The sequence below is a fragment of the Stenotrophomonas sp. YJH_SMC_80 genome (assembly GCF_059372495.1).
Map to the genome: position 1 here is coordinate 492,506 of NZ_JCAFVP010000001.1, position 20,850 is coordinate 513,355.

Here is a 20,850-nt window from a genome sequence, read left to right on the forward strand (position 1 = left end):
AGCCGCCGTGAAAGAGATCTGACGTCTGCATGAGCAGTCGGGTCGTTGCGCCACCGTCCCCGCGCGGGTGCCGCCGGCCAAGGGCTCACCAAGGTGAATGGTGCCCCACGCCATTGGCGGTTGGCGATCAAGATTGCCTGGCGGGCCGCCGATAACGCCACATCCCCCCGTTTTGGATGTACCGATGAACTACTTGAGGAATGTCAGGGTTGCCTGGCGTCTTGGGCTGGGCTTTGGCCTGTTGCTGCTGTTGGTTGCGGCCGTGGTGGCCACCGGCGCCACCGCCAGTGTCGTGCAGAAGCGCGCGATGCAGCAGGTGGTCGATGTCAGCGTGGCCAAGGTGCGCCTGCTCTCGCAGATGCTCGATGCCAACAACCAGATGATGGTCGTTCGCCGCGAGATGCTGATCCGCCAGGGCGATGACCGTGGCCATGATGAGCAGCGCATCGCCGATCTGGTCAAGCGCTATGAGGCCAGTTGGACCGCCTACCAGGCGCTGCCCAGCGACGCCGAGGGCAAGGCCATTGCCGAAACCATCGCCGCCAAGCGTGCCATCGCGCGTCCGCTCAACAAGCAGACCAGCGAACTGATGGAGCAGGGCGACTACCCGGGCGCCGTGGCGCTGACCCTGGGCCCGGTGCAGGAAGCCGCCAACGGCTGGAACAAGGCGCTGTCCGATGGCGTGGACTTCGAAGAGAAGGAAAGCCGTGAGGCGGCCGCCGAGGCGATCCGCCTGGGCGAGCGCAGCCTGCTGCAGTTGCTGGTGCTGGGCGGCGTCGCGCTGCTGGTGGGCATCGCCGCCTCGGTGATGATCGGGCGCAGCCTGACCGGCCCGCTGGCCCGCGCGGTGAACCTGGCCGAGCGCCTGTCCAAGGGCCAGCTGGATCAGGAGTTCCGCCTCGGCGGCCGTGACGAACTGACCCAGCTGGGCGAGGCGATGGCCAGCGTGCGCCAGAGTGTGCAGGCGGCGATCGGCGCGCAGCTGCAGATGGCCGAACAGCACGAGGCGGGTGCGATCCGCTACCGCATGGACGCCAGCGCCTTCCCCGGTGATTTCGGCCGCATGGTGCAGGCCACCAACAGCCTGGTCGAATCACACGTGCAGGTGGAACTGCTGATGGCCGAAGTGATGCAGCGTTACGCCATCGGTGACCTCAGCCGCGACCTGCCGGACTACCCGGGCGAGAAGGGGACGCTGACCCGCACTCTGGCCGCAGTGAAGCAGAGCCTGATGGCGATCAACGCGCAGATCGATGCACTGGCCCGGGCCGCGCGCGCCGGTGATTTCAGCATGCGTGGCGATGCTGCTGCGTTCCAGTTCCAGTTCAAGGCGATGGTCGAGCACCTCAACGGCATGATGGCCAGTTCGCAGGCCAGCATCGCTGATGTCTCCGATGTGCTGCGTGCGATCTCGCACGGCGACCTGACTGCACGCATGGACGGCGAGTACGACGGTGTATTCGCCCGCATGCGTGACGACGCCAACACCACCACCGCGCAGCTGACCGGCATCGTACGTGGCATCCAGGTGGCCGCCGACAGCATCAACAACGCGGCGCAGGAACTGGCCGCCGGCAACAACGACCTGTCGCGCCGCACCGAGCAGCAGGCCGCCAACCTGGAAGAAGCCGCCGCATCGATGGAGGAACTGACCTCGACTGTGCGCCAGAATGCCGAGCTCGCTCGTCAGGCCGACAGTGAAGCGCACGCCGCCGGTGCCGCCGTACGCGAAACCGAGCAGGCGATGGCGCAGATGGCGTCGGTGATGGGTGAGATCGATCAGTCCTCGGCACGCATCTCGGAAATCTCCACCGTGATCGACGGCATCGCGTTCCAGACCAACATCCTGGCGCTGAATGCTGCGGTTGAAGCCGCGCGTGCAGGTGAGCAGGGCCGTGGTTTTGCCGTGGTCGCCAGCGAGGTACGCACGCTCGCACAGCGTGCCGGTGTCGCCGCCAAGGAGATCAAGGAGCTGATCGAAGACGCCGCTGCCAAGGTGAAGAGCGGCCTGGCGGTGACCGTTGAATCGGAAGCCGCGATCGCCCGCGTGGCCCAGGCCAGCTCGCGCACCACGCAGCTGATGAGCGACATCGCAGCGGCCAGCAAGGAACAGGCCGCCGGTATCGAGCAGGTCAACCAGGTGGTGGTGCAGATGGACCAGGTGACCCAGCAGAACGCTGCGCTGGTGGAAGAAGCCACTGCCGCCAGCCGCGCGCTGGAAGAACAGGCGCATGCGCTGACCACGTCGGTGGCGGTGTTCAAGGTGGAGCAGGGCGCGCGCATGCCCATCGTGCCTGCGCAGGCGGCGTAAGCAACCTGCGACTGGATGTTGGATGACGCCCTGCATCGCGATGCCCCGCATGCAGGGCACCGCATGCACGCCACCGGTCGGTGCCGCTGGCTAGCGGCCGCGCGCGGCGCGTTCGATCAGCCAGCCGGCTGCGTACAGCAACAGCAGTGTTGGCGGAACCAGTACTGCATACGCGGTCGACCAGGGTTTGCCGTACAGCAGGCTGCCTGCGCCGATGGCATCGAGTGCAGCAGACTGCAGGGTGATGGGGAGCGACATCAGGATATAGGCCCCCTTCGGGTCCGCATCCGACTGCGCGCCGTGAACCAGCCATGCGGTCAACAGCAGGTAGACCACGCAAAGCGCAAGACCGGTCCAGCTCAGTAATCGCCGCATCTTCATCCGCACGCCTCCGTTCAACGGACGTCGAAGTGAGCCTGCAGAGGCAGGCTCACATTCCGCAGCAGATCCCTGACCACCACCTGCGCAGTCCACGTGCCTTTCGGATCACTGGCCTCGGCCACGAACTTCAGGTGCAGGTTGGTCATGTACAACAGGGTTGGCGGGCCGGGCAGGGCAGCGGTGAAACAGGGAACATCGCGTTCGTCGATGCTGGTAGTGCCGTCCGGGCGCAGCATGCGCAGATCGCAGTGCACCTTGGGTACGCGGTTCTCATCCAGTTGCGGGTTGGACAGGAATGTCAGCAGGAACAATTCACCGCCCGGGTGGACTTCGTCGGCCTGGGTAAAACCGGGAGTGGTCTCTGGTGGGGTTTCCCACTTGGCCCGCCAGTCGGCATCGGAGGTGACCAGCAGCGATGCCGCAAAGCCACCGCTGGATTTCATGGCATCGGTCTCCGGCATCGCCTTGCCTGCCCCGTTTATCCAGCCATCGTTGGCGGAACTGTTCAGTGGCAGCATCATGACCATCATGGCCAGCGCGTATGTCCATCGCATCAGAGGCTCTCATTGGCAGCCGCGTCCCGCGGCAGAGCGGGGAGTATCGCTCAACCTTGACCGGCAAAGCAGCAGGAGAGCCGGAGCGAAGGTTCCGCTGCCTGCCGATGTGGGCGATGCTTGCCAGCAAAGGAGGTGACATGGGAATCGGGAGCGAGGAAAAGCCGGGCTGTGATTCGGCATCACCCACGCCGCAGCACGTGCTGATGCTGCCCGGGCTGGATGGCTCCGGCAGGCTGTCGATCCCGTTTCTGTCAGCACTCCAGGCTAATAGGCCGACGACGCAGGCGATTACGCTGCCTGCGCAGGGAGGGCAGGATCACGCCACGCTGGCCCAACGGCTGTGGTCGCAGCTGCCCGGCCATCCCTTCATCCTGCTTGCCGAGTCCTTCTCGGGCCCGTTGGCGGTTGAACTGACCACGCGACAGCCCGCCGGGCTGCGCGGACTGGTGCTTGCCGCGACCTTTGCGCGTCGGCCGGTGCCATTGCCGGCAGCCAGCGCAGCCCTGCTGACGCCGACCTGGCCTCTGCCTCCCGTGGCGTTGCTGGCGGGCCTGCTGCTGGGGCGGTGGCGCACCCGCGAGCACCTGTCGATGCTGCGCGATGCGCTGGCCCGGATTGCGGCGGCCACACTGCGGCGACGCGCCGCAGCGACCCTGCGCGTCGACGTACGCGCATTGCTGCCGGCAATCGACGTGCCGACGCTGTGCCTGCACGCGTGCCATGACCGCCTGCTGTGGCCGCCCAGCGTGGCAGAACTGCAGGCCCTTTTGCCGGATGCCCGGCATGTTTCGCTGGAAGGGCCGCATCTGCTGCTGCAGGCACGCGCTGACGCAGCCGCAGCCGAAGTTGCCGCGTGGATGAGGACGCTGTCGCCCTGATCGAAGGACTCAGCCGCGCGCGCGGGTACGCGCGGCCTTCTTCGCTGCCACCTTGCGCACGGTCTTCTTGGCCGCACGTGTCTTCGCCGCCTTCTTCGCTGCAGCACTGCGCGAGGCGGCTGTACCGGCCTTCTTGGCCGCTGTCTTCTTTGCGGTCTTCTTTGTGGCTGTCTTGCGAGCCGGTGCCTTCTTTGCCGCCACCTTCCTGGCTGTCGTCTTCTTCGCAGGGGCCTTCTTCGCCGCCGTCGCCTTGGTCGTGGCCTTCTTTGTGCCCGACTTTCTGGCAGGCGCCCTCTTGGCAGCCTTCTTGCTGGTCGCCTTCTTCGTACCCTTGCGCGCGCTGCCGCTACGCTTGCCACCACCATCCTGCTTGTTCACGGTCGCCCAGGCAATGCGCTCGGCGGTGCCTTCGCTGGCACCGCGCTCGCGCTCGCTTTCCTCGATGTGCTCGGCCTGGCGCTTCTGTTTATCGGAGTATGCGGATTTGTCACCACGGGGCATGACAGTTCTCCTGGTGTTGTAGTCAGGCCAGCAGGCGCAGCTTGGGTTCGCGCGCCCACTGGCGGGTGGCGGCCGCCGCCAGGAATGCCTTGGCGTCTTCCGCTTCGACGATGCCGGCGTCGTTGCCGACCCTTGCCGCCTTCAGCAGCGTCTGGCCGCCCGCATCGCTGGCGATGGCCTTCAGGTGCGCCCACGCCTGGCTGACGAATTCGATGGCTGCACTCTCTTTCGACAAGGCCTTCGCCGCTTCCGGGCTGAGCACCACGGCTACTGCATCGAACCCGGCCGACGGGGTGCCCGCCAGTTGCCCATCCGCCGCCTGCAGCGCGCCATCGCTGAGCGTGGCGCCACCCACTCTGGGGGCGACCAGCTTCACATCCGCACCTGCTTTCCTGGCTGCCTTGCTCAGGCTGGCAATGATCCGGGCGTCGGAGCCTTCATCGAACAGGATGCCGATGCAGCGACCCTGCAGGGTAGGCTTGTTGCGCCCAATCACGCGCACCTCGGGGGCGGGGGGCATGTCCCGCACTGGAGTAGCGGTCGGCGCCGGGTCGGGCAGTGCAGGCAACGCCAGACCATCGGCCACGCGCTGCGCCAGTGAGTCATCGATGTTGCGCAGGTGACTGACGGTGCGTACCCGCACCTTCAGCGTTTCCACCTTGGACAACTCGAACACCAGCGCCGATGCCAGGTGGGCCTGCTCCGGCTTTTCGAGGCTGCGGAAGAACATTCGGGCCTGGCTGTAGTGGTCGGCGAAACTCTCCGCGCGGGTGCGACCCTTGTGGCCATCGTCGGCGCTGGCATGGCTGCGGAATCCGGCAGGCGTCTCGCGCGGGGTGTCCTCCTGCAGCGAACTGGGATCGTAGGCCACCCGACCCTTGGGAACCTGCATCTGCATGTGGCCGTCGCGCTGATGATTGGCAAACGGGCACTTGGGCGCATTCACCGGGATCTGGTGGAAGTTCGGGCCGCCCAGGCGCAGCAGCTGGGTGTCCAGGTAGGAGAACAGGCGCCCCTGCAGCAGCGGGTCGTTGCTGAAGTCGATGCCCGGTGGCACGTTGGCCGGGCAGAAAGCCACCTGCTCGGTCTCGGCGAAGAAGTTGTCCGGCCAGCGGTCCAGCACCATGCGCCCGATGACCTGCAACGGCACCAGCGATTCGGGAATGATCTTGGTCGGGTCCAGATGATCGAACGGGAATGCGTCGGCGTCTTCTTCGGTGAACAACTGCACCGCCAGTTCCCATTCCGGGAAGTCGCCGCGCTGGATGGCCTCGAACAGGTCGCGGCGATGGAAGTCATTGTCGGCCGATTGCAGTTTCAATGCTTCGTCCCAGACCGTGGACTGGATACCCAGCTTGGGCCGCCAGTGGAACTTGACGAACGTTGACTCGCCGGCCTCGTTCAGCAGGCGGAAGCTGTGCACACCGAAGCCTTCGATCATCCGCAGCGAACGCGGTATGGCGCGGTCGCTCATCGCCCACATGATCATGTGCATCGATTCGGGCATCAGCGAAATGAAGTCCCAGAACGTGTCATGGGCCGACGCGGCCTGCGGGAAGGCACGGTCCGGTTCCATCTTCACCGCGTGCACCAGGTCCGGGAATTTCATGGCGTCCTGGACGAAGAACACCGGGATGTTGTTGCCGACCAGGTCCCAGTTGCCCTCCCTGGTATAGAACTTCACCGCGAAGCCGCGCACGTCGCGCGGGGTGTCCACCGAACCTGCGCCACCGGCCACGGTCGAGAAGCGGGTGAACACGGGTGTCTTCACGCCAACCTCGGTCAGGATGCGCGCGCGGGTATGCGCCTTCAGTGATCGGGTCAACTCGAAGTAGCCATGCGCAGCGCTGCCGCGGGCGTGCACGATGCGCTCGGGAATGCGCTCATGGTCGAAGTGGGTGATCTTCTCGCGCAGGATGAAGTCCTCCAGCAGCGTAGGCCCCCGAGGTCCCTGCCGCAGGGAGTTCTGGTTGTCTGCCACCGGGATGCCCTGATCGGTGGTCATCGCCGGATGACTGCCCCCGGCCTGCTGGTGCAGTTCATCGCCGTCGCCGCGGTGGTGGTTCTCGGCGTGGGTGGTTGCGCGCTTGCCGGTCGGCTTGCTGGCGGCCATTGACGTTGGCTCCGGATGCTCAAAGAGAACCACGACACTGGAACCGGGCCCGTTAAACCGAGGTCCGGCAAAGGTGAACGTACAGGCAAAAGCAGGCTCGGGTATGCTTGTTCCATGCGAGTCGAGCCCGCCGACATCGAAGCCCTGTTCGACGCCATCCCGGATGTGCTGTTCTTCATCAAGGACCTTCAGGGGCGTTACACCCACGTCAACCAGACCATGCTGCGGCGGCTGGGCCTGCGCGCCCGCAAGGACGTGATCGGGCGTACCGCGGCGGAGATCTACCCGACCGGGCTGAGCGCCGACTACGTGGACCAGGACGCCCGCGTGCTGGCCGGTGAGGTGATCGAGAATCTGATGGAGCTGCACCTGTTCGCCAACCGCGAACCGGGCTGGTGCCTGACCTGCAAGCGTCCGCTGGTGGTCGATGGGGCCATCGAGGGCCTGATCGGCATTTCCCGCGACCTGGGCCAGAAGGACAGCCTGGGTACCCAGTACGAGCAGCTGCGGCTGGCGCTGGCCCACCTCAACGCGCACTACGCCGAGAACGTGCGCATGCAGACCCTGCTGGACATCACCGGCTTTTCGCTGTCCAAGCTGGAGCGCAGCTTCCGCAAGGTGTTCCAGATGACCCCGCAGCAGGTGCTGACCCGGCTGCGGATCCAGATGGCCATGCACCTGCTGCACGGTGACGAGAGCATCGCCAGCATCGGCCAGGCCTGCGGTTTCAGCGACCAGAGCGCCTTCACCCGCAAGTTCAAGGCTGAAACCGGTTTCTCGCCGCGTGCCTACCGCGCCCGTATTGGTGGCAGTGTCGGAGAGCCGGCACTGGCCTGAGCCGCCTGCTGCGCTGTGCCTATCCCCGCGGGCATTGGACAGGGTAAGGTGTCGCCCCTGTAGCCCGCCGCCAGCCCTGCCGATGCCCAACTCGATTCCGACCGCTTCACCGTCCCGCCTCGGACATTCGCTCAAGCCCCGCCAGCTGATCATGATGGGCCTGGGCAGCGCCATCGGCGCCGGCCTGTTCCTCGGCTCGGGCGTGGGTGTGCAGGCGGCCGGTCCGGCGGTCCTGGTGTCGTATCTGGTCGCCGGCGCGCTGGTGATCATCGTGATGAACGCTCTGGGCGAAATGGCGGCGGCCAAACCGACCAGCGGCGCGTTCTCGGTCTATGCCGCCGATGCCATGGGCGCCACCGCCGGTGCCACCGTCGGCTGGTTGTGGTGGGTGCAGCTGGTGATCGTGATCGCCGCCGAGGCGGTGGGAGCGGCCGGGCTGCTGGCCACGGTCTGGCCAGCAGTACCTGTACCGATGGCGGCGCTGGCCTTCATGCTGTTCTTCACCGCGATCAACCTGCTCGGGGTGAAGAACTTCGGCGAGTTCGAATTCTGGTTCGCCATCCTCAAAGTGGCGGCGATCCTGGCCTTCATCGCCATCGGCGTGGCGCTGCTGATGGGCTGGCTGCCGCAGGTGACCTCGCCGGGCCTGAGCAACTTCACCGAGCATGGTGGCTTCGCACCGAAGGGCCTGGCCGGTATTGGCGCTGCACTGCTGGTTGTCGTTTTTGCCTTCGGTGGCACCGAGATCGTCGCCGTTGCGGCGGCGGAGACCGAAGATCCGGAACGCAGCATCGCCCGTGCCATCCGCACCGTGGCGTGGCGCATCCTGGTGTTCTACATCGGCTCGCTGAGCGTGATCATCGCCGTGGTGCCGTGGACCAGCGAAGCGTTGAAGTCGCCCTTCGCCGCCGTGCTGGACATTGCCCGTATTCCGGGTGCCGGCACCGCCATCACCCTGATCGCGGTGATCGCGCTGCTGTCGGCACTCAATGCCAACCTCTACGGCGCCTCGCGCATGATGTATTCACTGGCGCAGCGCCGCGAAGCCCCGGCCGTGCTGGGCTGGACCGATCCGCGCCAGGTGCCGGTCATTGCCGTGCTGGCCAGCGTGCTGTTCGGTTTCGCCGCCACGGTGATGGAACTGCTGTTCCCGGACCGGGTGCTGCCGGTGCTGCTGAACATCGTCGGTTCGACCTGCCTGCTGGTGTGGACGCTGTCGCTGGTCTCACAACTGGTGTTGCGCCGCCGCGCGGATCGCCTGGGTACCCGGCTGCCGTTCCGCATGGCGGGCTTCCCGTGGCTGACCTGCTGCGCGCTGGCGATCCTGGCGCTGATCTTCGGCCTGCTGCTGAGCGAGTCGCACACCCGCCTGCAGTTCCTGTCGATGGTGGCGCTGACCGCCACGATCGCCGCCGGCAGCGCCATCGCGCGGCGCATGCGCGAGGCGTGACTGAAGCTGCCGGCCAGCGGCCGGCACTACCACGGGGGCTGCACATCCGCCGTGCCATCCTGATCGTGTGGGCCGTCATCGGCCCGTCGACCGGGAGTACCGCATGCTGCGCAGTCGCCCCTTCCTGATGTTTACCGGCCAGGCCGAGGCCGCCCTGGCCCTGTACGCCGAGGCCTTCGCCGATTTCCGCCTGCTGGCAATGCAGCGCCATCCGGACGGCGCCGGTGCCGGCGTGCCCGGGCAGGTCCGACAGGCCATCTTCCTGCTCGGTGGCACCCACTACCTGTGCTTTGACAGCCTGGACGTGCACGATTTCACCTTCAGCCCGTCGATCTCGCTGTTCGTCGAGTGCTCCGGCGCCGAGCAGTTCGAGCGCGCCGCGCGCGTGCTGGGTGAGGGCGGCCACTGGCTGATGCCGGTGGGCGACTATGACTTCAGCAACCGCTACGGCTGGGTGCAGGATCGCTTCGGCGTGTCGTGGCAGTTGAGCCTGGGGCAGATGCCGGACCCGTGATGCACAATGAGAACGGCCCGCTTGCGCGGGCCGTTCTCTTTACCGATGCCGCGAGGAATCAAGCCTCGACTTCATCATCCTTGTAGGCATCGACCGGGATGCAGGCGCACATCACGTTCTTGTCGCCGTACACGTTGTCGACGCGTGCCACCGGCGGCCAGTACTTGCTCTGCTTCAGGCTGGCCAGCGGGAAGGCAGCCAGTTCGCGCGGGTAGGAGTGGGTCCACTCGCTGGCGGTCACTGCGGTGGCAGTGTGCGGCGCGTTCTTCAGCGGGTTGTCCTCGCGGTCCAGGCGGCCGTCTTCGATCGCGCTGATTTCCTCTCGGATCTGGATCATGGCGTTGATGAAGCGGTCCAGCTCGTGCAGCGACTCACTCTCGGTCGGCTCGACCATCAGCGTGCCGGCCACCGGGAAGCTCAGGGTCGGGGCGTGGAAGCCGAAGTCGATCAGGCGCTTGGCGACGTCCTCGGCGCCGATGCCGCTGGTCTTCTCCAGCGGGCGCACGTCGAGGATGCACTCGTGCGCCACCAGGCCGTTGCGGCCGGTGTACAGCGTCTTGAAGTGCGGCGCCAGGCGCTTGGCGATGTAGTTGGCGTTGAGCTGCGCGACCTGGGTGGCCTTGCGCAGGCCTTCGCGGCCCATCATCGCGATGTACATCCAGCTGATCGGCAGGATCGAGGCGCTGCCGAAGCTGGCCGCGCTGACCATGCCGACCGGACCGTTGTCACCCAGCTTGCCCGGCAGGAACGGCGCCAGGTGCTCCTTGACCGCGCACGGGCCGACGCCCGGGCCGCCACCGCCGTGCGGAATGCAGAAGGTCTTGTGCAGGTTCAGGTGCGAAACGTCCGAACCCCACTTGCCGGGCTTGGCCACGCCGACCAGGGCGTTCATGTTGGCGCCGTCGGTGTACACCTGGCCGCCGTGCTTGTGGATGATCTCGCAGATCTCGACCACCTCTTCCTCGAACACGCCGTGCGTGGACGGGTAGGTCATCATGATCGCGGCCAGGCGGTCGCTGTACTTCTCGGCGTTGAGGCGGATGTCTTCCACATCGACATTGCCGTTGGCATCGGTCTTGGTGACCACCACCTTCATGCCGCACATCTGCGCCGAGGCCGGGTTGGTGCCGTGCGCCGAATCCGGGATCAGGCAGATGTCGCGGTGGCCTTCGCCGCGCGAGCGGTGGTAGGCGCGGATCGCCAGCAGGCCGGCGTACTCGCCCTGTGCGCCGGAGTTCGGCTGCAGGCTGACCGCGTCGTAGCCGGTGCATTCGACCAGCATCGCTTCCAGCGTGTCGATCAGTTCCTTGTAGCCCAGCGCCTGGTCGGCCGGCACCAGCGGGTGGATCTGCGAGAACTCCGGCCAGGTCACCGGGATCATCTCGGCGGTGGCATTGAGCTTCATGGTGCACGAACCCAGCGGGATCATCGTGCGGTCCATCGCCAGGTCCTTGTCGGCCAGCGAACGCAGGTAGCGCAGCAGTTCGTGCTCGCTGTGGTGGGTGTTGAACACCGGGTGGGTCAGGAACGCGGACTGGCGCAGCAGGCCGGCCGGCAGCGCGTCGGCGGTGCTGGCGTCCAGCGCGTCGACGTCCAGCGAGGCACCGAACACCGCAGCCACGGCGACGATGTCGGCGCGGGTGGTGGTCTCGTCCAGACTGATGCCGACCGAGTCGCTGTCGATCGCGCGCAGGTTGTAACCGGCGGCGCGTGCCTTGGCATGGATTTCATCGGCATGCACGCCGGTGACGTGCAGGGTGTCGAAGAAGTCGCCACCGACCTGCACGCCGGCATTGCGCAGCGCTGCGGCCAGGATCGAGGCCAGGCGGTGCGTGCGGCGGGCAATGCGGGTCAGGCCTTCCGGGCCGTGGTAAACGGCGTACATCGAGGCCATCACCGCCAGCAGCACCTGCGCGGTACAGATGTTGGAGGTGGCCTTCTCGCGGCGGATGTGCTGTTCGCGGGTCTGCAGGGTCAGGCGGTAGGCCGGGTTGCCCTGGGCATCGATCGAAACGCCGATCAGGCGGCCCGGCATCGAGCGCTTGTAGGCGTCACGGCAGGCCATGAAGGCGGCGTGCGGGCCACCGAAGCCGAACGGCACGCCGAAACGCTGGCTGTTGCCGACCACGATGTCCGCGCCCCATTCGCCCGGGGCAGCCAGCAGGGTCAGGGCCAGCAGGTCGGTGGCCACGGCCACCAGGCCGCCGCGTGCGTGCACGGCATCGACCAGCGCCTTGTAGTCGCCGACCTGGCCGAAGGTGTCCGGATACTGCAGCAGCAGGCCGAACGCTTCTGCTTCCAGTGCTTCGGCCGGGGTGCCGACGCGCAGCACGATGCCCATGGGCTCGGCGCGGGTACGCAGCAGTTCCAGGGTCTGTGGGTGCACGGCGTCGTGCACGAAGAAGGTGTCCGACTTCGATTTGGCCGAACGCTTGGCCAGAGTCATCGCTTCGGCGGCGGCGGTGGCTTCGTCCAGCAGCGAGGCGTTGGCGATTTCCATGCCGGTCAGGTCGGCGCACAGGGTCTGGAAGTTGATCAGCGCTTCCATGCGGCCCTGCGAGATTTCCGCCTGGTACGGGGTATAGGCGGTGTACCACGCCGGGTTTTCCAGGATGTTGCGCAGGATCACGTTCGGCGTGTGGGTACCGTAGTAACCCTGGCCGATGAAGCTGCGCAGCACGGTGTTCTTGTCGGCGATCGCACGGATCTTCGCCAGTGCCTGCACTTCGGTCATCGACTCCGGCAGTGCCAGCGGTGCCGGCGACTTGATCTTGGCCGGCACGATGGCGTCGGTCATCGCATCCAGCGACGCGTGGCCGACGACGTCGAGCATCTGCGCGATCTCGGCGTCGTTGGGGCCGATGTGGCGCTCGACGAACGCGTTGTGGTGCTCGAGCTCACGCAGGGAAGGGGTGTTCTGGGACATGGCGAAGGATCCGTCAGGAAAGGGCACACGCACGGGCACAAGCCGCCGGTCGGCGGTCTGCGGGGCGCCCCTCTGTCCTTTTGCCTGAGAGTTTAAAAGCGCGGCGGACCGCAGCTTCGTGCCCCTTCGGCGCCGGATCGAACCGGTCTCTCCAGAGTTGTGTTACGGGTGGTATCGGGCCTGAGCGATTACGGGCGTTGCGCCTTCGGCAGCGGTGTTCCGCTTCTCCCACCGTGTTGCCCCCCGATTATAGCCCGTTGCGGGCGCGGCGGCCGCCTTCGGACCTGGCGGCCGCGCCTGAATGGCCGATGGCCCGTCCGTGCGTTTTGTGCACTGCTGCATGGCATCAGGCGCAATCCCCACCTATGATGGGCGGATACCCGAATTCATCTGGCGCCGTCCCTGCTGCAGGGGACCGGCGCCCGCCGTGCGTGCCGCGCATGGCCCTGCCGGACGCCTTCCATGACCGCCGCTGTTGCTCCCTCCACCCGCCGCATGGCCCTGCTGCTCGCCGGCCTGGCCATGTTCGGTCCGTTTTCGATCGACACCATCTTCCCCGCGTTCCCGCAGCTGGCCCAGCGCCTGGCGGTGGACGAAGTGGCGGTGCAGCAGACCATCAGTGTGTACCTGCTGTTCTACGGCCTGATGAGCCTGGCGCACGGCCCGTTGTCCGATGCCTGGGGCCGCAAGCGGGTGATCCTCGGTGGCCTGGTGGTGTTCGTCGGCGCTTCGGTCGGCTGTGCGCTGTCCACCGACCTGACCACGCTGCTGGCGTTCCGCGCGCTGCAGGGCCTGTCAGCGGGCGTCGGCATGATCGTCGGCCGCGCGGTGATCCGCGACCTGTACCACGGACACGACGCGCAGCGCCTGATGAGCCAGGTATCGATGCTGTTCGGCATCGCTCCGGCCATCGCACCGATCATTGGCGGCTGGATCCTGCTCAGTGGCGCCGGCTGGCCACTGATTTTCTGGTTCCTGGTGATGTTTGCGCTGCTCCTGCTGGCGGCCACCGCACGCTACCTGCCGGAAACCCATCCGGTGGAGGCACGGGTGCCGTTGTCACCGCGCGTGCTGCTGCGTGATTACGTGCGCATCGGTTTCAACCCGCGGTTCCTGCGCCTGGCGCTGGCCGGCAGCATCGGTTTCGGCGGCATTTTCCTGTACATCTCCTCGGCGCCGGTGTTCGTGATGCAGCACCTGCATCTGGGCGAGGGTGGTTTTGCCTGGCTGTTCATCCCCACCATCGGCGGCATGACCACCGGCTCGTTCCTGTCCGGGCGCATGGCCGGGCACACCACGCCCACCCGCCAGGTGTCCATTGGTTTCGGCCTGTGTGCGCTGTCGGTGCTGCTGAATGTCGGCTACGTGGCGCTGTCGCCGCAGTTCGTGCTGCCGTGGGCGGTGCTGCCGATCTTCCTGGGCGGCATGGGCATGGCATTGATCTTCCCGATCCTGGCGCTGGCGGTGCTGGACATGTACCCGCATCAGCGCGGCCTGGCCTCGTCGCTGCAGGCCTTCGTGCAGCTGATGATCAGCACGGTGGTGGCCGGCGTGGTGTCGCCGCTGCTCAGCGCCAGCCCGCTGCACCTGGCACTGGGGCAGGCCGCGTTCTTCGCCGCCGGCTTCGTGTTCTGGTACTGGGAACACCAGCGTGAACGCGCGGCACAGGCGGCCTGCACGGGCCATTGAGCAGCGCGCAGGGGTAGGGCCGGCCGCTTTGCCCGCAACGCTTGCGAAGAGGAACGACCGGACTAGGCTGGGCACTCCAGCCAGCCGGTGCGTGGATGCACGACAGCCAGCCAATCCGATGTCGTTGCATGAGGTTCCCCATGGCTGCGCAGCAGACCTACCGCCTGTTCGAGGTGGCGCTGAAGGAGCGCCGCGTTCTTTCCCCTTCCCTGGACCGCATGGTGTTCACCGGTGCCGACGTGGCGCGGATGAAGACCGAAGGCCCTGACCAGCGCATCAAGGTGTTCTTCCCCTTGCCCGGCCAGGAGGTACCGCAGGTCCCCAGCGGTGAAGACTGGTACCCACGCTACCGGGCCCTGCCGGACGACAAGCGCCCGCCGATGCGTACCTACACCATCCGCCAGTTGCGCGCGGAGCAGGGCGAGGTCGACGTCGATTTCGTCATCCATGGCGAAACCGGCCCCGCCTCGCGCTGGGCCATGCACGCCCGCCCAGGCGACCGCGTGGTGCTGCTGGCCCCGGACGCCGACTGTGCCGGGAGCAGCGAGGGCTGGGAGTGGAAGCCACCGGCCGGTGTCGGCCAGGTGCTGCTGGTGGCCGATGAAACCGCGTTGCCTGCGGTGGCCGGCATCCTCGAGGAACTGGCGGCCATGGTCGACCCACCGCGCACGCTGGCGCTGCTGGAGGTGGCGCAGGCCGGTGATGCGGTGCACCTGAAGGCGCCCTCCAGCGCCGAGCTGGTCTGGCTGCCGCGCGGGCAGGCCGCCTACGGACAGCGGTTGCTGCAGGCGGTCCAGGCGCGGTTGGCAGCGACCTCGGGCGTGACTGCCGGCGATGCGCTGGAGGAGATCGACGTCGATACGCAGATCCTCTGGGAGCAGGCCGATACCCGCGTGGCCGGGCCGCTGTACGCCTGGGTGGCGGGCGAGGCGGGGGCCGTGATGGCGATCCGTCGCCATCTGGTGCGCGACTGCGGGCTGGACCGCCGCGCGATCACCTTCATGGGCTACTGGCGGCACGGCAAAGTGCTGGACTGAGGGGTGTGAAGCGGTGCTGCGGGCGGGGTGCGCTATCCTTGCGCCCCCCTTCGCAGCGGTACCGCACCATGTCCACCAGCTCCAAGACCCGCCGCGACCAGCGCCGTCGCCAGGAAAAGCAGGCCGCCAACAAGGCCGCCGCGCAGGCCTCGCCGGTGGAGCCGCATGCGGAACTGCGCGATGCACAGCGCACCCTGCTGGCCGGTGTCGTGCGCCGCGACGGCGAATGGGTGCTGGGCATGGACGGCCGCATCGCGGGCCACAGCGAGAGCGCTGCGCAGGTGCTGGCGCTGATCATGCAGGCCGGTGAACTGCACGAACGCAATGGCACGCCGGTGCGCCTGATGTACTCCGACGCGCTGCGCGATGCCGCACAGGCCGAAGCCAGGGAGAAGGGCCAGACCTTCGAGGAATTCAAGGCCGAGCTGGCCGCAGCGATGGCCGCGAAGAAGAACAGCTGACTGCTGTTGCGGTAGAGCCGGCCGCTGGCCGGCTGCCAGACGGATTTCCACCGTGCAGTTGCCGGCCAGCGGCCGGCACTACCAGAAAGGGGCGGATCCTTGCGGACCCGCCCCTTTTTTCATTTCGCCGCCGGGGCCGCGTTGGCCTGCCAGCCGCACATCTGGCCTTCGTTCTGCTGCTTCAGCCACTCGTTGACCGGGGTGAAGTACTCGATCATCGGGCCGGCATCGAGCTTGTCGGTACCAGTCAGCTCCTTCAGCGTGGCCTGCCACGGCTGGCTGGCACCCTTGCTCAGCATCGCCCAGTACTTCTGGCCGGCTTCCTTGTTGCCGTAGAAGGTGCACTCATGCAGCGGGCCCTTGTAGCCGGACGCGTCGCACAGGCCCTTGTAGAACTGGAACTGCAGGATGCGCGCCAGGAAGTAGCGGGTGTACGGAGTGTTGCCCGGCACGTGGTACTTCGCGCCCGGATCGAAGAACTCTTCGCCACGGGTGCTGGCCGGCGCCACGCCCTGGTACTTGGCCTTCAGGTCCCACCACGCCTTGTTGTAGTTGTCGGCAGTGATCGAGCCATCGAACACGCCCCAGCGCCAGCGGTCGATCATCAGCCCGAACGGCAGGAACGACACGCCTGACAGCGCCATGCGCATCTGGTTGTTGATGACCGCCTCGCGGCTTTCGGTCGGCGCATCGACCAGGCCGATCGAGCTGAGGTACTTGGGCGTCATCGCCAGCACGATGGTGTCGCCGATCGCTTCATGGAAGCCATCGTTGGCACCGCCCTGGAACAGCGGCGGCAGCGGGTTGTAGGCCAGGTCGTAATAGATGTGGCCCAGCTCGTGGTAGATGGTGGTGAAGTTCTCTTCGTTCGGCTTGATGCACATCTTGGTGCGCACGTCGCCTTCCATGTTCATGTCCCAGGCACTGGCGTGGCAGACCACGTCGCGGTCGTCAGGCTTGATGAACTGGGTCTTTTCCCAGTAGGACTGCGGCAGCGACGGCATGCCCAGCGACACGTAGAAGTCCTGCGCGCGCTCGGTCATCTGCTTGGCGGTACGCAGTTCGGCCTCGCGCTGCGCCTTGTACTGCGCGGCCACGTTGGCATCCTTGCCGGCCTTGGCCAGCGCCGCGCTCAGGTTGGTCTGGTACTGCTTTTCCAGCGCCGCGGTGATGTCCAGGCTGCCGGCGCCCGGGTACGGTTCCAGCTGGTCCCACAGGTTCGACCAGTCCTGCTGCCACATGTTGCCCAGCAGGTGCGCGGCGATCAGGCCATTGCCAACTTCGGCCTTGTCCTTGCCATAGGTCTTGTCCAGCTTGCCGCGCGCGTAGCAGTGCAGCTGCTCGTACATCGGCTTGACCTGTTCCCACAGGCGGTCGGTTTCCGGGCCGATCTGCTCCGGCGGCATGTCATAGCCGCTGCGCCACATCTGGCCGGCATCGGTGAAGCCCATGCCCTTGGCGCCTTCGTTCACCAGGCCGACGAACTTCTGGTAGTCGCCGCGCATGCTCTTGGTGGTGCTGTGCCAGCCCTGCCAGGCGTCAAGCTGCTTGTCGTAGTCGCGGCTGCGCGCCAGTACCTGTTCCAGCTCGCCCAGCTGGCGGCAGGAGTTCGGATCGTTGGCGTCGGTGCAGTACTTGCCGGCACCGTAGCTGCCTTCCATGCGGGTGGCGATCTGGGTCAGCTCGGCCAGCTTGGCCGGATCGCGCGGCGCCGGCATCGAGGACATCAGTTTCAGCAGGTGGATCGCACGCTTGCTGTCCTCGCTCATCGGCTTGCCGTCGAACTTGGCGGCCTGCTCGATCCAGCTGTTGAGCTGGGTCAGCGAGCGCTCGTTGGCCTTGGCCGCGATGCGTTCGGAATCACTGTTGATGTAGGTGGAAGACAGCCACTGCGCCGAGGTCATCTCCGGGTAGGCGGCCTTGAATTCGGCATTGATGCGGGCCACGAACTGGTCGGCGGTTTCGCCGGCCGGGGCGCTGCTGCTGGCGGTATCGGTGCCTGGGGCAGCTTCCTTTTTGCAGGCGGCCAGGGCCAGCGTGGCGGCGGCGATTGCCGAGGCCAGCAGGAGATGACGGTGTTTCACGGGCGGTCCTTGGGTAGTGAACGACGGCCGAAGGCTAGTGGGCCGTCGCTGCCACCGCAAGTGGCGGAAGTCGGCCGGGCGGCGCCCGGCACCCGCAGAGGCCTTCAAGCAACGGCAAAGGCCGAAGCAACAGCAACAGCGGACTGTCCGTGGTTTGGCGGGGCGGTGTTGGAGTGCGGGGACGCCGCAAGTACGTCCTTGTAGGCTTGGCAGCCGCATCCATGCGGCTGACACCCCGCACTCCGACACCGCCCCACCTCCGACAGATTCCATGTGCTGTCGGTAGGTGTCGACCTTGGTCGACACATCTGTCAGATATCGAATGAGTCATCCACGCATGGCGTGGATCTACTGTGTCGACCAAGGTCGACACCCACCAGGGCAATGCGTCGTTCCAACAGATCGCGGAAATCTGTCGAAGGCGGGGTGGGTCCGGTTGCGGGGGCGTGAGCCGCATGGATGCGGCGACCGAGCTTACATGGACGTACTTGCAGCGTCCCCCGCAACCGGACCCACCCCGCCAATCCACGGAATGCCAGCTTTTGCTTTTGCTTTTGCTTTTGCTGTTGCTGTTGCTGTTGCTGTCGAGGCTGCCGGCCAGCGGCCGGCACTACCGCGGGTGCAGGGCTGCAAGCCCTGCCGAACAACCCTCAACCTTCGCAGTTGGCGAACAGGTCGCGATCGCGCTCATACAGCGAGGTCTTCACCTGCATCAGGCCCAGCACCGACGGGAACAGGTTGTCGTGGTCGGTATACGCCGCCGAACGCTTGCGCACGCACTGCAGGTCCAACCCACGGCTGCTGGCAAAGCCCGGCGAGAACCACATCGTCATCGGTACGCGGGTCTGCTCGGCCGGAGCGATCGCATACGGCACGCCATGCAGGAACAGGCCCTTCTCGCCCAGCGATTCACCATGGTCGGACAGGTAGATCATCGCCGTGTCGTAATCCTGCATGCCCTGCAGGGTGCGGATGGTCTTGCTCAGGAAATGATCGGTGTACAACACCGCGTTGTCATAGCTGTTGGTGATCTCTTCGCGAGAGCAACGGCCGATGTCACGGGTGTCGCAGGTTGGCTTGAAGCGCGCGAAGGCTGCCGGGTAACGCTCGAAGTAGGCCGGGCCGTGGTTGCCCAGCTGGTGCAGCACCACCACGCGGTCGCCGGGCTTGGCACGCACCTGGGCGGCCAGGTCCTGCAGCAGGATCTCGTCCATGCAGCGGCCATCGGCGCACAGCCCCGGCGTGGTCGCATCGGACAGCGACTGGAACTCCAGCCCTTCGCAGACGCCCTTGCAGCCGGACTGGTTGTCACGCCACAACGGCGCGATGCCGGCGCGGTTCAGCACGTGCAGCAGCGACTGGTGTGCACGGATCTTCTTTTCATCGTAGTCGTGGCGTCCCCACGGCGAGAACAGGCACGGCAGCGATACTTCGGTGCTGGTGCCGCAGGAGTGCATGTCGGGGAAGTTGATCACCGGTGCCTGGGCCAACTCCGGGGTGGTGTTGCGGCCACCGTTGAGCCCCCAGTTCTGCGCGCGCACGGTTTCGCCCATGACGATCACCAGCAGGCGCGGCTTGCTGGCCGGGGCGCGTGGCGTGGCCTTGGCGTCGGTGCCGATCGGCAGCTTCGGCGCGCGCTGCACCGGGTTGTCGCCACGCAGCGCACGCGGCATACCGAGCAGCACGTTGGCCGGGGTGGCGAGATAGCGTACTTCGCGCTGGTTGCGCATCAGCGCCGAGACATCCTGGAACGAGATCAGCGCACCGCCAACTGCGGTCGCCGCCGCCACGACCAGGAAGCCGAGTCGCCACAGCAGGCTGCGGCCCCAACTGCGTCGGCGCAGCTGCACGCGCCACAGCACCACCATCGGCAGCACGGCCAGCAGCAGCAGCGGCCACAGCAGCGATACGGTCATCAGCTCGCGGCTCTCCTTGGGGTCGGTCGCCAGCACGTTGCGCAGCATGTCCGCATCCAGATAGATGTGGTACCGGCTCATGTAGTGCGCAGCGAACGCCGTCACCAGCAGCAACAGGCTGATTACCACTTTGGCATTCCAGCGCCAGACCAGGATGCCCAGCAGCACGCCGTGCGCACCCAGCAGCAACAGCAGCAGCGAAAGCGCGTAACGCAGGCTGCCTGGATGGCTCGCCATCGCGCTGTGCCAGAACAGGCCGTTGCCGGCCACCGCGAAGAACAGGCTGGTCAGCGCGATCAGTGCTTCCGTGGAGAGCTGCGGCCGCCAGTTGCGAAGACCCGCAAGGGCGGGGAGGCGGGCGGGGCGTTGGACCGATGCACTCATGCGTTTGCCTCCTGGCGGTGGGGACGGTCCAGCTGACGGTGGATCAGAACATACAGGCCCAACGAAAGCAGCCAACATATCAACGCGGTGGCAATGTCATGCGAAAGGAAATGGGCGCCCCGCAACTGCTGGCTGATCCCGAACACCAGGCCGGTGCCGAGGCCGATCCAGAGCCCGGTCCACCGCCAGGACGGCCGCCACAGCAACGCGAAGAAGTACAGGCAGAGCCACGCATAGCCTGCGCTGGCGTGGCCTGCCGGGAAGCAGGCCTGTGCCGGCATGCCTTCCGGGCGCAGGGTGAACAGACCGATGAAAGGCTGGTGGCCACCGTAGCGCAGCAGGTCCCACGGGCATTCCATCGGCACCAGCGACTTCAGCAGGGAGATCACGCCGGTGCCCAGTGCCATGGCAATCACGACATAAAGCAGCGCCCATTGCAGGGTGCGATCGCGACCCCTACGCCAGTGGTGGAAGCACAGCAGGGTCACGACCAGCGCTGCCGCCGTGCTCAACCATTTGCCGGCCTTGTGCACGACGCTGCGGGTGATCCAGGCGTCCTGCAGCGCCCAGTGGCTGCCTTCAAGACGGAACAGGTGATCGGCCACCCATTGATCACCGCCGAAGTCCATCAGCAGCGTAAACAATGGCAGACCGATTGCGACAGGCAGCCAGAGGTGAGTTACGGCAAATCGAGACGCCAGTGGTGATGTCGCAAGCGGCGCTACCGAATCAAGGGGACGGACGGGCATGCTGGGAAGGGGCGGTTCGGGAATCCGCAGTCATGCTCGTCACCTGGATGTCGGAGAAGGGT

The 20,850-nt window shown here is 66.4% G+C and carries 16 protein-coding genes and 1 riboswitch; of the genes, 8 read left to right on the forward strand and 8 right to left on the reverse strand.

Features of this window, described 5'->3' with window-relative positions:
- The first annotated feature begins 184 nt into the window (after positions 1-184).
- Complete coding sequence (locus AC5P99_RS02120; protein WP_164223143.1) at positions 185-2,311, forward strand: methyl-accepting chemotaxis protein; 2,127 nt, start codon at positions 185-187, stop codon at positions 2,309-2,311.
- 90 nt (positions 2,312-2,401) lie between these two features.
- Here the strand turns inward: AC5P99_RS02120 and AC5P99_RS02125 are convergent, their stop codons facing one another.
- Both AC5P99_RS02125 and AC5P99_RS02130 read right to left on the reverse strand, forming a co-directional pair.
- Positions 2,402-2,692 (reverse strand): hypothetical protein, encoded by a 291-nt coding sequence (locus tag AC5P99_RS02125; protein ID WP_005410634.1) that lies wholly within the window; start codon positions 2,690-2,692, stop codon positions 2,402-2,404.
- 14 nt (positions 2,693-2,706) lie between these two features.
- Complete coding sequence (locus AC5P99_RS02130; protein WP_049450951.1) at positions 2,707-3,246, reverse strand: hypothetical protein; 540 nt, start codon at positions 3,244-3,246, stop codon at positions 2,707-2,709.
- Positions 3,247-3,386: 140 nt separating this feature from the next.
- Here AC5P99_RS02130 and AC5P99_RS02135 point away from each other — a divergent pair, with 140 nt between their 5' ends.
- Entirely contained in the window at positions 3,387-4,127 is a 741-nt protein-coding gene (locus tag AC5P99_RS02135) for an alpha/beta fold hydrolase (protein WP_495212880.1), read from the forward strand.
- Between the two features lie 9 nt (positions 4,128-4,136).
- Here AC5P99_RS02135 and AC5P99_RS02140 read toward each other — a convergent pair whose 3' ends face one another.
- Both AC5P99_RS02140 and AC5P99_RS02145 read right to left on the reverse strand, forming a co-directional pair.
- Positions 4,137-4,628: a hypothetical protein gene (locus AC5P99_RS02140; RefSeq protein ID WP_049450948.1), complete on the reverse strand. Its 492-nt coding sequence runs from the start codon at positions 4,626-4,628 to the stop codon at positions 4,137-4,139.
- Between the two features lie 22 nt (positions 4,629-4,650).
- On the reverse strand, positions 4,651-6,741 hold the full coding sequence (locus tag AC5P99_RS02145; protein ID WP_495212844.1) for a catalase: 2,091 nt from the start codon (positions 6,739-6,741) through the stop codon (positions 4,651-4,653).
- Between the two features lie 114 nt (positions 6,742-6,855).
- Between AC5P99_RS02145 and AC5P99_RS02150 the strand changes: the two genes are divergently transcribed.
- The 3 genes from AC5P99_RS02150 to AC5P99_RS02160 all read left to right on the forward strand — a co-directional run bounded on the left by AC5P99_RS02150 (position 6,856) and on the right by AC5P99_RS02160 (position 9,542).
- The gene (locus AC5P99_RS02150) at positions 6,856-7,578 is read left to right on the forward strand and encodes a helix-turn-helix transcriptional regulator (protein WP_005410629.1); all 723 of its coding nucleotides are present in this window, start codon (positions 6,856-6,858) and stop codon (positions 7,576-7,578) included.
- Positions 7,579-7,660: 82 nt separating this feature from the next.
- On the forward strand, positions 7,661-9,028 hold the full coding sequence (locus tag AC5P99_RS02155; protein ID WP_005410628.1) for an amino acid permease: 1,368 nt from the start codon (positions 7,661-7,663) through the stop codon (positions 9,026-9,028).
- A gap of 103 nt (positions 9,029-9,131) precedes the next feature.
- A complete protein-coding gene (locus AC5P99_RS02160; RefSeq protein ID WP_005410627.1) occupies positions 9,132-9,542 on the forward strand; it encodes a VOC family protein in 411 nt (136 codons plus the stop codon).
- Positions 9,543-9,600: 58 nt separating this feature from the next.
- Here the strand turns inward: AC5P99_RS02160 and gcvP are convergent, their stop codons facing one another.
- Positions 9,601-12,468, reverse strand: coding sequence for an aminomethyl-transferring glycine dehydrogenase (gcvP, locus tag AC5P99_RS02165; protein ID WP_049450946.1), 2,868 nt, complete (start codon positions 12,466-12,468; stop codon positions 9,601-9,603).
- Positions 12,469-12,530: 62 nt separating this feature from the next.
- A riboswitch (glycine riboswitch) is annotated at positions 12,531-12,633 on the reverse strand.
- A gap of 297 nt (positions 12,634-12,930) precedes the next feature.
- On the opposite strand from gcvP, the gene AC5P99_RS02170 reads away from it, so the two are divergent.
- The 3 genes from AC5P99_RS02170 to AC5P99_RS02180 all read left to right on the forward strand — a co-directional run bounded on the left by AC5P99_RS02170 (position 12,931) and on the right by AC5P99_RS02180 (position 15,655).
- Positions 12,931-14,157: a multidrug effflux MFS transporter gene (locus AC5P99_RS02170; protein WP_024956946.1), complete on the forward strand. Its 1,227-nt coding sequence runs from the start codon at positions 12,931-12,933 to the stop codon at positions 14,155-14,157.
- 140 nt (positions 14,158-14,297) lie between these two features.
- Complete coding sequence (locus AC5P99_RS02175) at positions 14,298-15,194, forward strand: siderophore-interacting protein (protein WP_049450943.1); 897 nt, start codon at positions 14,298-14,300, stop codon at positions 15,192-15,194.
- Between the two features lie 68 nt (positions 15,195-15,262).
- The gene (locus tag AC5P99_RS02180) at positions 15,263-15,655 is read left to right on the forward strand and encodes a hypothetical protein (protein ID WP_005410623.1); all 393 of its coding nucleotides are present in this window, start codon (positions 15,263-15,265) and stop codon (positions 15,653-15,655) included.
- 119 nt (positions 15,656-15,774) lie between these two features.
- Here the strand turns inward: AC5P99_RS02180 and AC5P99_RS02185 are convergent, their stop codons facing one another.
- The 3 genes from AC5P99_RS02185 to AC5P99_RS02195 all read right to left on the reverse strand — a co-directional run bounded on the left by AC5P99_RS02185 (position 15,775) and on the right by AC5P99_RS02195 (position 20,788).
- Positions 15,775-17,739, reverse strand: coding sequence for a M2 family metallopeptidase (locus AC5P99_RS02185; protein WP_005410621.1), 1,965 nt, complete (start codon positions 17,737-17,739; stop codon positions 15,775-15,777).
- Between the two features lie 650 nt (positions 17,740-18,389).
- On the reverse strand, positions 18,390-20,039 hold the full coding sequence (locus AC5P99_RS02190; protein WP_495212845.1) for a phosphoethanolamine transferase: 1,650 nt from the start codon (positions 20,037-20,039) through the stop codon (positions 18,390-18,392).
- The gene (locus AC5P99_RS02195; protein ID WP_005410619.1) at positions 20,036-20,788 is read right to left on the reverse strand and encodes a phosphatase PAP2 family protein; all 753 of its coding nucleotides are present in this window, start codon (positions 20,786-20,788) and stop codon (positions 20,036-20,038) included. Before AC5P99_RS02195 ends, AC5P99_RS02190 begins: the two co-directional genes overlap by 4 nt.
- Between the last annotated feature and the right edge of the window lie 62 nt (positions 20,789-20,850).